The sequence below is a fragment of the Mesomycoplasma lagogenitalium genome (assembly GCF_029854295.1).
Lineage (GTDB): Bacteria > Bacillota_I > Bacilli_A > Mycoplasmatales > Metamycoplasmataceae > Mesomycoplasma_A > Mesomycoplasma_A lagogenitalium.
This window is the reverse complement of record NZ_CP122979.1, coordinates 608,205-623,460: the sequence shown is the minus strand read 5'-3', so window position 1 is coordinate 623,460 and position 15,256 is coordinate 608,205. Positions and strand designations below refer to the sequence as shown.

At 23.4% G+C, this 15,256-nt stretch carries 14 protein-coding genes; all 14 read left to right on the top strand.

The window, feature by feature from the left end:
* Position 1 precedes the first annotated feature (1 nt).
* The 14 genes from QEG99_RS02510 (at position 2) to rsmI (ending at position 15,035) form a co-directional block, all read left to right on the top strand.
* Entirely contained in the window at positions 2-889 is an 888-nt protein-coding gene (locus tag QEG99_RS02510; RefSeq protein ID WP_280101628.1) for an SPFH domain-containing protein, read from the top strand.
* Between the two features lie 204 nt (positions 890-1,093).
* Entirely contained in the window at positions 1,094-2,530 is a 1,437-nt protein-coding gene (locus QEG99_RS02505) for an MFS transporter (RefSeq protein ID WP_280101627.1), read from the top strand.
* Positions 2,523-3,248: a glycerophosphodiester phosphodiesterase family protein gene (locus tag QEG99_RS02500; RefSeq protein ID WP_280101626.1), complete on the top strand. Its 726-nt coding sequence runs from the start codon at positions 2,523-2,525 to the stop codon at positions 3,246-3,248. The genes QEG99_RS02505 and QEG99_RS02500 overlap by 8 nt, the downstream gene beginning before the upstream one ends.
* Before the next feature lie 16 nt (positions 3,249-3,264).
* Complete coding sequence (gene glpO / locus QEG99_RS02495) at positions 3,265-4,422, top strand: type 2 glycerol-3-phosphate oxidase (RefSeq protein WP_280101625.1); 1,158 nt, start codon at positions 3,265-3,267, stop codon at positions 4,420-4,422.
* Positions 4,423-4,685: 263 nt separating this feature from the next.
* On the top strand, positions 4,686-5,135 hold the full coding sequence (locus QEG99_RS02490; RefSeq protein ID WP_280101624.1) for an MAG0490 family ComEA-like DNA-binding protein: 450 nt from the start codon (positions 4,686-4,688) through the stop codon (positions 5,133-5,135).
* On the top strand, positions 5,057-6,445 hold the full coding sequence (locus tag QEG99_RS02485) for an MAG0480 family ComEC-like protein (RefSeq protein WP_280101623.1): 1,389 nt from the start codon (positions 5,057-5,059) through the stop codon (positions 6,443-6,445). The genes QEG99_RS02490 and QEG99_RS02485 overlap by 79 nt, the downstream gene beginning before the upstream one ends.
* Before the next feature lie 74 nt (positions 6,446-6,519).
* The gene (locus tag QEG99_RS02480; RefSeq protein WP_280101622.1) at positions 6,520-7,878 is read left to right on the top strand and encodes a DUF2130 domain-containing protein; all 1,359 of its coding nucleotides are present in this window, start codon (positions 6,520-6,522) and stop codon (positions 7,876-7,878) included.
* Positions 7,868-9,076 carry a replication-associated recombination protein A gene (locus tag QEG99_RS02475; RefSeq protein ID WP_280102362.1) on the top strand — a complete coding sequence of 403 codons (1,209 nt, stop codon included), beginning with the start codon at positions 7,868-7,870 and terminating at the stop codon, positions 9,074-9,076. The genes QEG99_RS02480 and QEG99_RS02475 overlap by 11 nt, the downstream gene beginning before the upstream one ends.
* Before the next feature lie 110 nt (positions 9,077-9,186).
* Positions 9,187-11,871 (top strand): DNA polymerase III subunit gamma/tau, encoded by a 2,685-nt coding sequence (dnaX, locus tag QEG99_RS02470; protein WP_280101621.1) that lies wholly within the window; start codon positions 9,187-9,189, stop codon positions 11,869-11,871.
* A 31-nt stretch (positions 11,872-11,902) separates the two neighbouring features.
* The gene (locus QEG99_RS02465) at positions 11,903-12,184 is read left to right on the top strand and encodes a YbaB/EbfC family nucleoid-associated protein (RefSeq protein WP_280101620.1); all 282 of its coding nucleotides are present in this window, start codon (positions 11,903-11,905) and stop codon (positions 12,182-12,184) included.
* Positions 12,185-12,760, top strand: a complete 576-nt coding sequence (locus tag QEG99_RS02460; protein ID WP_280101619.1) for a toprim domain-containing protein — start codon at positions 12,185-12,187, stop codon at positions 12,758-12,760. It begins immediately after the preceding gene.
* Positions 12,760-13,413, top strand: coding sequence for a dTMP kinase (tmk, locus tag QEG99_RS02455; protein ID WP_280101618.1), 654 nt, complete (start codon positions 12,760-12,762; stop codon positions 13,411-13,413). Before QEG99_RS02460 ends, tmk begins: the two co-directional genes overlap by 1 nt.
* A 7-nt stretch (positions 13,414-13,420) precedes the next feature.
* On the top strand, positions 13,421-14,323 hold the full coding sequence (locus QEG99_RS02450; RefSeq protein ID WP_280101617.1) for a hypothetical protein: 903 nt from the start codon (positions 13,421-13,423) through the stop codon (positions 14,321-14,323).
* A complete protein-coding gene (rsmI, locus tag QEG99_RS02445; RefSeq protein ID WP_280101616.1) occupies positions 14,316-15,035 on the top strand; it encodes a 16S rRNA (cytidine(1402)-2'-O)-methyltransferase in 720 nt (239 codons plus the stop codon). The genes QEG99_RS02450 and rsmI overlap by 8 nt, the downstream gene beginning before the upstream one ends.
* The last annotated feature ends 221 nt before the right edge of the window (positions 15,036-15,256 follow it).

Below are 15,256 nucleotides of genomic sequence, written 5' to 3'. Positions count from 1 at the left end.
CATGGGATTAGCATCAATAATAACATTAGCAATTGTTTTATCAATTTTATTAATATTAGTTTTAATAGCAATTATTAAGTCAATTAAAATTATTCCACAATCAGAATTTGCAGTTGTGGAAAGACTAGGAAAGTACCAAAAAACATTAGGAAATGGAATTAATTTTTTAGTTCCATTTGTTGATAAAATTGTATTAAAAGATAATTATAAAGAAAAAACACTAGATTTTCCAGAACAAGATATCATTACTAAAGATAATGCAGGAATTCGTGTAGATTCAGTTGTTTATTTACAAATAACCGATCCTAAATTATATGCATATGGAGCTGAAAAACCAATGAAAGCAATCGAAAATCTTTCAGCAACCACATTGAGAAATCTTTTAGGAGAACTAGAGTTAGATGAAACTTTAACATCAAGAGATACAATTAATTCAAAATTAACATTAGTATTAGATGAAGCGTCAGATTCATGAGGAATTAAAGTTCATAGAGTGGAAATTAAAAATATTACACCACCAAAAGATATTCAAAATGCTATGGAAAAACAAATGCGTGCTGAAAGAGAAAAAAGAGCAAATATTTTAGAAGCAGAAGGTTTAAAGGCTGCGGAAGTATTAAGAGCGGAAGCGGAAAAAATTTCACAAGTATTAAAAGCTGAAGGACAAAAAGAAGCAGAAATATTAAAAGCGCAAGGACAAGCACGTTCAATTGAATTATTAAATAGTTCGAAAATATCCAAAGATATTTTAACTTTTAAATCATTAGAACAATTAGGAAAATTAGGAGACGGACAAGCTACTAAAATTATTATCCCTCCTAATTTAGCAAGTGTCGCTTCATCAATGAGCGTAATTTCTGAACTTTTAAAAGACGAAACTATAAAATAAGTAAAAATGAATAAATTAATGAACAAATTGACCTAAATATCATTAAAAATGGTTCAACTTGTTCATTTTTTTCGTTCAAAAAATTCATTTTATCTTTAAAAAAAGTAATTTTTTCAGTTTTTGAAAAAAATTGCTTTTTTTTTTTTTTTTTTTTGTTTAACAGATAATTAAATTGTATAGAAATATACAAATTAGGAGGAAATAATGGCAAAAAAGATTAAAGGTATGACATGAAAACAATTAATTGCTTTAATTATTTTGGCAGCAGCAGATGTTTTTGTTATTGCAGCGCCTTATTACATTAAAAATATTATACCTAATCTTCATACATATTTACATATTAGAGAAGATCAAGTTTCAAGATTAACCTCAATTATTGGTTATGTTACTCTAATTACACAACTTCCTGGTGGATTTTTAGCAAATAAATTTAGTTCTAGGTGACTATTATTTATAGCTGTATTTTCAACAGGAGTTTTAACATTTTGATTTGGAGGGACAATTTTAAATGCTCAAAATTTAGATCCTGAAAATTTAATGTTACAATATTCATTTATTTATGCACTATGGGGTATTAGTACCACTTTAGTATTTTGAACACCTTTATGAAAATTAGTTTCACAGCAAACAACCAAAGAAAATCAAGGATTTGCATACGGAATTCAAGGTGCTGCCAATGGATTGATTGGGTTAGTTTTAGTATTTTTACTAGGGTTATTAATTACAAATGTTTGATACCCTGCAACTCAAGAATGAGATGAAAATTCTAAAACATTAGTAGGTGGTTCTTCAGTTCCATTTGGTGTTTATGCCTTTTTAATTGGTTCATTTTTAGTAATTACTGCATTTTTAGTTCTATTCTGTGTTCCAGAAAAACCAATGGAAAAAAACACTGAAAAAATTTCATGGGAGAGATTTAAAAAAACTGTTAAACAAGTTTTAAAAGCATCAGCAAATTGAAAATTATGAATGCTTTCTTTATTTGTTATGGGAATGTATACATTCCAAAGTGTTTTCGCTTATTATTTAGTTCAAATGATTAATAATGCCTTTTTAGCACCGGCAATTTTAATGACAGTTCTAGGTGGAATTAGAACTTACGGATTGAGAATGGCAATTTCAACATTTGTAGGAAGATGAGCAGATAAATTTAAATCATATTTACTATTTTTATTATTAACAACAGGAATTGGAATTCTTATAGTTGCAATAATCATCATTCTTCCACTATTTGGATTGGGAGATAGTACTCAACAAAATATTTGAATCATTGTGATTTCATCAATTTTATTTTTACTAGCAGGGGTTTTATCTTGAGCAATGGTAACTTTAAGATATGCACAAATTGGTGAAATTGAAATTGAAAAAAATTCATATGCATCAAGTGTTGGAATTCTTTCTTTTATCGGATTTTCAACCGATGCTTGATTATATGAAGTTACAACCGCAGTAGGTAAAGCATATACTATTGAAGGAGAAACCAATACTTCATTACTTGGATATCAAATAATTTTAATTATAACTTTATCAATTGCACTTTTAGGAGTTATAGCAGGAATCGTTGTACATATTGCAAATACAAAAGAACTTAAAAAATTAGGAAAAACAAATTATAGATGGAGAACATTGGAAAATGCCTAAAAAACAGTTAATTTTAGGACACAGAGGTTATTCTGCAATTGCGCCAGAAAATACAGAATTAGCTTTTGAAATGGCTTATCAATATAAATTTGATGGCGTGGAATTAGATGTTCATTTAACAAAGGATAAACATTTAGTAATTATTCACGATGAAACAACTAATAGAACAGCATTAACAAAAAAAGAAATTGAATTTTCCACTTTAGATGAATTAAAAAAAGATGATCATGGTTTGTTTTTTAAATTGCAAACACAAGTTCAAAAAATTTTAACACTAGAAGAATTTTTAGATAAATATTTAGATTTATATCAAGTTATTAATATTGAAATTAAAACCGATCAAAAGGAATATAAAGGAATTGAGCAAGAATTACATAAACTTAGCGAAAAATATGGTCAAAAATATTTTGATAAAATTGTGTTTTCATCATTTAACTTCCAAACATTAAGAAATATGAGAAAGTTAAATGATAAATATCAGCTAGCATTTTTATTTTGAACAGAAACTCAATTTAATAGTGTTGATTTAAATGAAATTAAAGAAATTTGTCAATTTTTAAATCCATGAACAGTTTTATATGATAAAAATAAGAAAAAATATCAGCAAATCGGTTTACCATTAATGCTTTGAACCTTAAAAAATAAACGTAAATTTGAAGAATATTTAAATGATAAACATGTTTATGCTCAAATAAGTAATTATAAATTTGAAAAGTAATTTTATTAAGGAAAAAATGCACAATCACAAATACGATATAGTAATTATTGGCGGAGGAATTATCGGAGCTTCCATTGCCTATGAATTATCACAATATAAATTAAAAACACTTTTATTAGAAAAAAATCCCGTGTATGCTGATGAAACTTCAAAGGGAAATTCAGGTGCAATTCACGGAGGATTTGATCCAGATCCTGGTAAAATTGAAGCGAAATTAAATGTTTTAGGTAATCAACTTTGAAGAGAAAAAATTTTTCAAGATTTAGATTTTCCTAAAGCACAAGTTGATTCGTTGATTTTAGCATTTAACGAAAAAGAAATGGAACATGTTCATATGCTTTATGAAAGAGGGTTGACTAATAAAGTTCCAAAAGAATTTTTAAAAATTATTTCAAAGGAAGAAGTTTTAAAAAGAGAGCCCAATGTTAATCCTAATGTTGTTGGAGCTTTATTATGTACAAGTTCATGAGCAATTGAACCGGTTCGAGCAACTTATGCATTTTTAGGAGCAAGTGAGCAAAATGGCGTTGAACTAAAAAATAATAGTGAAGTAACTGATATTAAATACGAAAAAGATGAATTTACAATTACATTAAAATCAAATGAAAAAATTCAAGCAAATGTAGTAATTAATGCAGCAGGTCATTATGCAGATGTTTTAGCAGAAAAAGCTGGATATGGTGATTTTAAACAAACAACTAGACGTGGAGAGTATCGAATTTTATCAAGATCAGAAGCTGGAATTGTAAATTCTATTTGTTTTAAAGTTCCAACTATTCATGGAAAAGGTGTAATTGTTGCACCAATGCTTGACGGTCGTGTTTTAGTTGGCCCAACCGCTCAAGAAAATGTTGCTAAAGAAGATACTAGATTAGTGACAAAAGAAAAATTTGATTTAATTGGTGAAATTGGAAAAGAAATTGTTCCATCAATTAGATTGGAAAAAACTGAAATTACTTTAGCAGGTTCTCGTCCAATTGATATAGAAACAAATGATTTTGTTATCAGATCAGCAAAAGAAAATGTTAAATTCATTAATGCAGCAGGAATGCAATCACCAGCACTGGCATCAGCACCAGCAATTGCGATCGAAATTGCAAAATTGGTAGAAAAAGCTGGATTAAAATTAGAGAAAAAATTAAATTACAACCCAAAATACAAAGTTAGATTCTAACTTATATATCTACTCCTTTTTATTTATAAATTATTAATTTAATTAATTTTAAAATGTTAATTTTTCTTTTATCTAATCAAAAAAACCTTATAAAATTTAGGAAAAATCGCCTGTTTTTCCTAAATTTTTTTATTTTTGACAGTTTTTTTAAAAAAAATGACATTTATATAGGGATAAAAAATATTAAGGAGGTAATAATTAACAATAAGTGAAAAAGATTAAAAAAAATTTTAGTTTGCATTTTTTGTCTTACTTTAATTAGTATGCCGGTTTTGTTTATTGTTTTTTCTAATTCCAGAACCAACGTTGACAATTTAAAACAAAATCAAATTCTTGTAAAAGTAAGTGGAGCAGTTGAGCATCCTTCGGAATTATTTTATAAAAAAGGAACAAAGTTGCGTGCAATTTTGTTTAAATTAAAATTAAAAACTTCTGCTAATTTGAAAAATATTGATTTAGATCAAGTTATTAATGAAGATAAAGAAATTTTTATTCCGTTTTTAGATAATTATCAATCAGAAATAAAAAAGAGTTTTAAAAATGTTAATCAAGATGATCTTAAAAAATTAAAAATTCGAAAAAATACAATAGAAAATATTTTACTTTTTTTAAATAAAAATACGGAAATATTAACATGGGAAGATATAGAAAAAATAAATGGAGTTGGTGAAGTTACTTTAAAAATACTTCAAGAAAACTTTATACTTGATTAATTTTGTTATTTTCTATTTTTTTAACTTTACTTTTTTATGAATTTTGAAATTATTGATTTTTAGCTTTAATTATTTTATTTACTATTATTTTAGCTATTTGGAAACAATGATTAAAAATAACTATTTTAATAGTTGCAATTTTAACTTTGACTTTATATTATTTTTTTATATACAAAAACAATGTACTTTTAGATGAAAAAATTGATATTAACACACATTTTCAAAAATTAAATCAATCGGAATTTACTTTTAAATATAAAAATTTTGACATTTTAATAAAAGATAAAAATATTAGCGAAAATTATATCTATAACGGTCAATTTATTATTGAAAAAATTGATTTTAGTTTACAAACAAATAGTAAAATGATGTATTTAAAATCTAAAAATATATTTTATCAAGTACAAAAAATTAATTTTATTAAAGAAATTAAAGTTAATGATTCAATTATTTTAAAAATTAAAAATTTTTTAAATAATGATAAATTTTATTATTCAAAATTTGTACCTCTTTTATTAATTGCTGAATATGGAAACGATGAAAAAGAGCTTTTAGACATTTTGAAAAAAGTAGGAATTTATCATATATTTGTTATTTCTGGTTTTCATATTGTATTAATTAAAACTTTAATTGAAAAATTTTTTAAATTATTAAAAATGAAAAATGGTTATGGATTTATAACATTTACAAGTTTTACTTTAATTTATTTAATAATTTTAAATTTTCCAGTTTCCGCACTAAGAGCATTTATTTTTTTACTTTTTAAGGAATTTAACAAAAAAATTTTAAAAAATAAATTTACAAATATTGAATTATTAACATTTATTGCACTAATATTTTTTATTAATAATATATTTGTTATTTACTCATATTCATTTATTTTAAGTTTTTTTATAACTTTAATAATTTTATTAATCAATCAAATAAAAATTAAAAATAATGTGTTTAAATTACTTTTAATTTCAGTTTTAGCAAGTATATTTTCAACGATAATTTTAAATTATAATTCATTAGCACAATATAATTTACTGTCTTCTATTAATTCAATATTAATAGCGCCAGTTGTTTCAATTTTATATATTTTATGTTTTTTATGTTTTTGATATGTTGATTTTTTAGATATTTTATTTAACATCTTTTTCATTTTTTTAAAATATTATGCAATGTGACAGATATTTATCGATGTTTCACTTCACTTTGTACTTTCTAGCTCGATAATAGCACTATTTTTTATTGCTATACCTTTAACATTGACTATTAATTATGAAAAATTCAATAAAAACATCGATAAAACAATAGCTAAATTCTAAATTGATTTACTAAAATAATTAAATAAATAAATTTTAATATTATGTATAATTTAAATTGATAAATAAGGAGAATTATGAATAAAAAAATTAAAGTAAAAATAGTTGAATATGAACCAAGATTTAAATTTGAAATTTTAGATGATGCAAAAAAAGGTGATTTTTTTTACATCGATGAATATAAAGACGAAGATATTGAAAATTATTTAAGTTCGTTAAAAAATAGTATTGATTCGAAAGTTGCTAAAAATGCTAAAGATATAGCGGTAAAGGAATTTAAAGCAAGCGATGAATATATTAGTGGGATTTCAAAAATCAATGAGCAAAAAATTATTATCGATAATCTAAAATCCGATTTAAATAAAGCGGAAATAGATGCTATTAATAAATTTAAATCAGGAATTGAATATGAAAATAAAAATAAATTAATCGAACAATTAAAAGAAAATATTTTAAAGTTGGAAAACGAAAAAAAAACTTTTGATTTAGAAAAAGAAAAAATTATGCTCGAAGCAGTTAAAGAGTATAAAAAAAGTGATGAATTTTTACAAATTCAAAAAAGTTTGCAAGAAAGCAAAGAAGAAAATATTAGATTAGAAGAAAGTAGAAATAACATTAAAAGTAAAATGTTAGCCGAACATAAATTAGAACTTACTCAACGAGATTATAATACACTTATAAAAATAAGTGAAGCTGAAAAAAAACTTGATGAATTAACTAGAAATCGTTCTTCAAATATTAAATTGATTGGCGAAAATTTGGAAAATTGAATTTTTGCTCAGGTACAAGAAGCAATTTCGTTTGAGGAAAATTGCAATTTTTACAAAGACAATGAAATTATTGAAAACACAAAAGCTGATTTTATTTTTGATGTCTTTAGTAGGAATGATTCTAAAAAGTTGTTAGGTAGAATTTTAATAGAAGCAAAAAGTCAAGGAGAAACTGGTAATAAAAAAAATGTAGATTATTTACCTAAATTGAAAAAAGATAAAGATAAAAAAAATGCCGATTTTGCTCTATTAGTTAGTGAACTAGAGATGGAAAAAGAATTTTTAATTTCTAAAGCTCACAATTATGAAAATATTTATATCATTAGACCAGCATATTTAATTTCTTTCCTTTCAGTAATAAAACATTTTATTAACGAAAGAGAGAAAATAGCTGATGCAGAAATTCTATTTAAAGAAAAAAAGGAAATTTTAGAAGAATTCGATTTATTAAAAACTAGTATTTTAAATAATTCTATTAAACACATTGAAAAACAAGCTAATACTATTTTAAAAAATGCGGAAACAATAATGGAAAAATCAAGGGAAATTAAATCATCCATTTCATTAATAGTCGATACACATTTTGGCACTGTGAAAAATAAAATAGAAAAATTTACAATTCAAAAATTAACAAAAAAAATAGAAAAGCTAAATGATGAAAAATAAAAAAGAATTTAATTTTTATCCAGAAAATTTAAATGAAATAATTGGACAAGAACATCTTAAGTTTTTATTAAAAAAAATTATTGAATTAAAAGATAATACTTCTTTTATTTTTTATGGTGAAAGTGGAATAGGGAAAACTTCTACAGCAAAAGTTGTGGCAACAAATATGAATATGAAATTTGATACTTTTAATGCATCAATTGAAAATAAAGAAAGTTTAATTAGCAAAATCAATGATAATGAAATTTTAATAATTGATGAAATACATCGCTTAAATAAAGATAAGCAAGACATTTTACTTTCTTTTTTAGAAAACAAAAAAATAATTATTTATGCAACTACTACAGAAAATCCATATTTTAAAATCAATCCTGCTATTAGAAGTAGAATGCAAATTCTTAAATTTGAAAAACCAAATCTTAGCGAAATTAAAAGTTCATTATTTAAATTAGTTGAAAAGAATTTTAAAAATAAAATTGAAGAAAATGTTTTAGATAAAATTATTCATTTTTCTAATTTTGATATTAGAAATATTTTAAGTAATTTAAAACTTTTAATGAAAATTTCGGAAAACAAAAAAATTTCAAATGAGTTGATTGAAAAAATAATTCCTAATATTAATTTTTATAGTGATAAAAATGCCGATGCTCATTACAATAATTTAAGTGCATTTCATAAATCATTAAGAGGAAGTGATGTTGATGCATCACTTTATTATGGAATGCTCATTATAAAAACGGGTGATTTTGAAGGTTTATATCGAAGAATTTTATGTGTAGCATATGAAGATGTGGGATTGGCAAATTCAATAATTGCACTAAAGGCAAAAAGTGCAATTGATGTTGCTGAAAGAATAGGTATGCCAGAGGCAATTTTGCCATTGGGAAATATTATTATCGAACTTGCTTTAAGTCCTAAAAGTAATTCTACATACTCAGCTACAAAAAGGGTTTTAGATTTAATTGAAAGTGGCAAAATCTATGATATTCCAAATCATTTAAAAGATGATCATTATAAAAATGCATCTAAATTTAATCACGGTGTAAATTATAAATATCCCCACGATTATGAAGATAATTATATAAAACAGCAATATCTACCTAATGAGTTAACGGATGCAAAATTTTTTGAATTTTCTAATAACAAAAACGAAATGAAAATAAAAGAATATTGAGATAAAATCAAAACAAAAAATTAAATATGTTTATGTTTTAAAATATAAAAAAATATTTTTAAAAATTTATTAATTTTAATTTTTATATTTGTTAAAATTTTTATATAAATTAAATTATAAAAAAAGGAGTAAAAGTGAAAAATCTTGCATATAAGGCATTTTATAGAACATATAGACCAAAAACTTTTTCAGAAGTTCAAGGTCAAGAGTATATTATAAAAACTTTGGAAAATATTATAAAAAATAATCGTTTATCACATGCGTATTTGTTTTCTGGTCCTAGAGGAACTGGTAAAACTTCAGTTGCTAAAATTTTTGCTAATACTATTAATTGTATTCATAAAAATGATATTTTAAAACCTTGCGATGAATGTGTTATTAACATCGATAGAACGCTGGATATCATAGAAATGGATGCCGCTTCAAACAATGGTGTTGATGAAATAAGAGAATTAAAAGAAAGAATACAAAATCTTCCTTCCCACTCTAAATATAAAATTTATATTATCGATGAAGTTCATATGCTTTCTAAATCAGCTTTTAATGCACTTTTAAAAACATTAGAAGAACCTCCTAAACATATAATTTTTATTTTAGCTACAACCGATCCGCATAAAATTCCATTAACTATTTTATCTAGATTGCAAAGATTTAATTTTTCGAAAATTAATAGTAATGTAATTTATAAACATTTAATTAATATTTTAGATAAAGAAAATATAAAATATGAAAATTCAGCAATTTTAAAACTTTCAAAATTATCTGATGGCGGATTGCGTGATGCATTGTCTATGGTAGAACAAGTTTCAATTTTTAATGATCAAAATATTACAAACGAAGCACTTGAAAAAGTTTTCAGATTGGTAGCTCATAGTAATTTAATTGAAATTTTGAATTTAATTGAAAAACAAAATTTTTATAGCCTAATTCAAAAAATTAAACAAATTTTTGAATTAGGAGCGGATATTAATTTACTAGTTAATGATTTAATAACTGCAATAAGAGATTTTTTATTATTTAAAAAGATTAAAAAAGCTGAATTGTCAGAATTGCTTCAAAAAGAAGAGATTGAAAAAATTAATTTATCATCTAATTTTGCATTTAAAATTATGGATATTTTAGTAGAATTGGCAAAGGAATTGCGTTTTTCGGAATTTCCATTTCAATTATTGGAATTATCACTATTAAAATTGGCGGATTTTGAAAAAAGTGGCGAATTATTTATAAAGCAAAGTGAAAATATTTTAAAAGAAAATGAAAATGATTTTACTCAAGAAATAATCGAGCCAAAACAGGAATTAACAATTGATGAAGTTCTAAACATTCCCGAAGTTAATAATGCTATTAATTCGCTTAATCTTAAAAATACAATAAATAATAATATTTTTAATAATGATAATCATAAGAAAGAAAGTGAAGAATTTAATTTAATTGAAAAAAATGAAATAAATGAAAATGTTTTTGAAATTAATGAAGAATTACATCAATTAGATCCTTTATTTGAACCCCCAAAAGAATTGTCTAATGAATCAAATGGAAATAATACAAATTTATTTGAAAAAGACTTTTTTAATACTAATGAAAAAAACATTGTTCAAGAAAAAGAAAAAACTAATGTTTTTGAAACAGAAAATTGAAATACAGGAAATTACAATTTAAATAATTCTGTTGATGAAAATTCATCAGTATTTTCTAAAGATTTATTTGACAGTGGTTTAATAAAAAGAACAACAGAAATTATTACACTAGACAATGATTTTGAGGCAAATAAAGAATTAACCAATGAAAGTTTATTAAATGATAAAAGCTTTGAAAGTGTAAATAAGGATAAAATCTATCAAACTAATCAAATTTTATTAAATGAATCGGAAACAGAAGATAATTTAGATAAGGAAATAATTAAGCCCAATGAAGCACATCAAGAAATGAATGTATCAAATAAACAAACATTGAAACTTGATTTAGACAAAGATGATCTAGATTTAAATTCAATTATCAGTCAAAAACAATTTAGCGAAAGCATTAATAAAGATCAAATTGATAATTCTGTTTTATATTCAGATAGCAAAATAGAAACAAATTTACAACAAGAAGCGTTATCTAGCGAGTTAAATGTTTTTGATGAAAAAATAGCAGAAGAAGATTTAAATGAAACATTTGATGAACCTGAAATTATTAAAAATGAAATAAATGTTTATCCCGATTTATCATATGATACTAACTTAGATAATAAAATAAACAGCGATGATCAAAAGGATGAAATTTTAAATCAAACTATTGATATGTCCCTTTTTGCCTTGAGCGATACACAAGCATTTGGAAATAATGTTTTAGAAGAAGATATTTTAACTGTTGATGAAGTTATTAATCTTTTTGGTTTATATAAAAAAGCTGGAAATTTAAAGGATTTTAAAGAAAAAAGAAAAGAGCAATTAGCTAATTTGGATTTATTTTCTTACTTTCCAGAATATAAAGAATATATCGAATGAATGTCGGAAGTTAAATGTATAACAGCTAGTGAAAATTTTATTTTAGTTTCTACAGAACCTGAAAAATATTTTGCAATTTGAAATTTAAATGCTCATAAACAAGATGTTAATTTTAAACAATTTTTAAAAGTTGTTTTTGGCTCAGAAATTCATTTTTTTGCAATAACCAAAGAATTATTTAAAATTGCATCAGAAAAATGAAAAAGACTTTTACTAACTAAAACACTTCCAGAACATTTTGAGGATTTACCTGAAATAAAACAAAAAACAGAGCATGAATTAAATCAGGAAAAAATTTCGTTTATTTTTGGAGACAAATTTAAAAAATAAATAATATAATTAAAAAGAAAAGAGGTTAATTATGAATATACAAGAAATGATGAAACAAGCTAAAAAAATGCAACAAGAAATCGCAAATAAACAAGATAAATTAAATTCAACAGAATTTACATTTGAAAAGCAAGGTGTTAAACTTGTTGTTTTGGGCAATCGTCAAATTAAATCAATTGAAATAAATGAAGTTTTGGTTGATCCTGATGATAAGGAAATGTTAGAAGATATTATAATTTTAACAATTAATGAAGCAATAAAAGAATTAGATAAAAAACACGATGAACTAATGCCAAAGGGTATGGGAATATAAATGTTTGGACCGGAATTTGAAAAATTAATTGAAAGTTTAAAGAAAATTCCAGGTATTACTAAAAAGCAATCTGAAAAAGTTGCTTTTTATATTTTAAATTTAGATTACCAAACTTTAAATGAACTAATAAATTCAATGAAAACAGTTAATCAAAATCTTAATAAATGCATTACCTGTAATTTTATTACAAAAAATATACAATGTGACATTTGTTTAGATGTATCAAGAACTAAAAAGTTATTATTAATAGAAAGCAATAATGATGTTATAAAAATGGAAAATAATAAAATTTTTGACGGAAAATATTTTATTTTTGATTATAAAAATAGAGAAGAATTAAATCAAAATCTTGAAAATTTATTAAAAAGAATCCAAGAATTTTCTGAAATTATTATTTCATTTTCTCCAACAATGGAAGGACTTACTTTTACTAATTATTTAGCTAAAATTTTATTAGAAAAAACAAACAAGAAAATTTCAAAAATCAGCTTTGGAATTCCAATTGGTTCATCAATTGATTATATGGATGAATTTTCTATAAAAGAATCAATAGACAATAGAAAGGAAATTAAATAATGTTTATAACTTTTGAAGGATTAGATGGTTGCGGCAAATCAACAATAATTAAAATGCTTAAAGAATATTTAGAAAAAAAATATCCAGAAAAAAATTTTGTCTTTACCCGCGAACCGGGAGGAGAATCGGTTAAAGAATCGGAAAAAATTCGTGAAATAATTTTAGATAGTAAAAATGACATTTCAGCAATGGCAGAAACACTTTTATTTGCCGCATCTAGAAGAATCCATTTAGAAAAAGTAGTTTGACCTAGTTTAAAAAATAATAAAATTGTTATTTGTGATCGTTATATTGATTCATCCATCGCTTATCAAGGAGCGGCTGGCGGTGTTGGTTCTGATAAAGTGGAGCAAATAAATGAAATTGCCACCGACAAAACAGAGCCAAATTATACTTTTTTATTAAAATTAACTCCAGAAGAATCTAGAAAAAGATTAATTGCTCAAATTAATCACAATGATGATCGAATTGAAAAAAAATCCACTGATTATTTTCAAAAAATTTATGATCAATATGAAAAAATGGCAAAAAAATACCACAAACGTTTTATTAGTATTGATGCTTCATTAACTCCTGATAAGGTATTTAAAAAAGTGCAAGAAAAAATTGATGAAATTTTAAGTAAAAAAATAGAAAAAAAGGCAATATATTAAAAACTATATGGAATCCAAAAAAATAATTGAAAATGTTTTTAAAAACCAAAAATTTTTTCATTCTTGATTATTAAGTTCTTATAGTGATGAGCAATTATTTGAAATTTTATTTTTTCTTTGTTCAAAAGCCAAAGGTCATTTGATTGATAGTGTTGAAAAATTAAAAAACAATGCTTTTGTTATTGATGGGACAAATGTTCAATTAACAAAAGAAAATATTGAATTAATAATTAAAAAAAATTCATTTACAAATTTTAATGAAAATGATTTTAAACTATTTATTATTTTTGATATTGATAAAGCTCACATCAACGCAATCAATGCTTTATTAAAAACAATTGAAGAACCCTTTTCTAATACGCTAATAATAATGACAACCAAAAATATTAAAAGAGTAATAAAAACAATTATTTCTCGTTCATTTGTAATAAATTGCAATAATTTTACTAAGCTGGAAAAACACCTTAATGAAATGTTAATAAAAAATAATTTTGATAAATATCAAAATTTAATTATAAAATTATCTAATTATGGATTGGAATTTAACGAACAAAATTTTGAGCAATATAAAAATAATATTAATGATTTTATTAATGCAATAGAAAAGGAAAAATGATTTTATTTAAATAATTTTTTAATAAAAAACTGAACTTATGACAATAATGAAATCTTTTTAAAACTAATTTCAATTTTTCTTACTGAAAAATTATTTAATCAAAACATTTACCTTCCTAAAAAAGCTTATAGTTTTATTATGAAAAAAACTTATTTAACTAATCATAAAATTGCAAAAATCTTAGTTGCTATTAATGAATTTGAAAAAAAGTGTGAATATAATATTAATTTTAAATTGCAAAAATCAGCTCTTTTAGTAAAAATAAATAATATTGTTGAGGAAATTAATGAATAATAAAATTTTTGTAATCGGAACTCCGATTGGAAATTTAAAAGATATTAGTTTAAGAGCCTTGGAAACACTTAAAGAAGTTGACATAATTTTGTGTGAAGATACTAGAGTTAGTTTCAAGCTTCTTTCTCATTACGACATTAAGGATAAAAAATTAATTTCTTATCATAAATTTAATGAAAAAGAGATTACAAATAAAATAATAGAATATTTTAATTCAGGACATAAAATAGCATTAATTTCCGATGCAGGAATGCCGAAAATTTCAGATCCAGGGTTTTCTTTAATTAAAAAGTGTAATGAACTAAAAATTAATTTAGAAATAATTCCAGGTCCAACGGCTTTTGTGTCTTCGTTTGTTATTTCACCGTTTGAAGGTTCTTTTACTTTTTTAGGTTTTTTAAAGGATAAAAGTTCACAAAGAATTAAGCAATTAAAAGAATTAAATGAAGGAATTTATATAATTTATGTTTCGCCACATAAATTAATTGCAACAATTAATGATCTGGAATTAGTATTTAAAGAAAAAATAAAAATTTTTCTATCTAAAGAAATTACAAAACTTTATGAAAAGCATTATTATGGAAATGCAAAAGAAATTTTAGAACAACTTCCCGAATCCATTAAAGGCGAATATACTTTATGTTTTAAATATGAAAACGAAAAAATTAAAAAAGAAAAAGTGAATAAATATCAAAAATTTTCAAAATTTTAAATAACATAAATTAGGTAAAAGTAAATATTGATTATTTTAATATTTTATATATTTAATTTTATTTTGATTTAAAAATAATAAACCAGATACTAGTTTACTAGAAAATAAAGAACAATAAAAATTACACACTATAAAAATTATTATTATAAATAACCCTCTAATTAGAGGGTTTTATTAATTTAAAAACAATAAATTTTAAAATAGCTAAATAATTATTTATA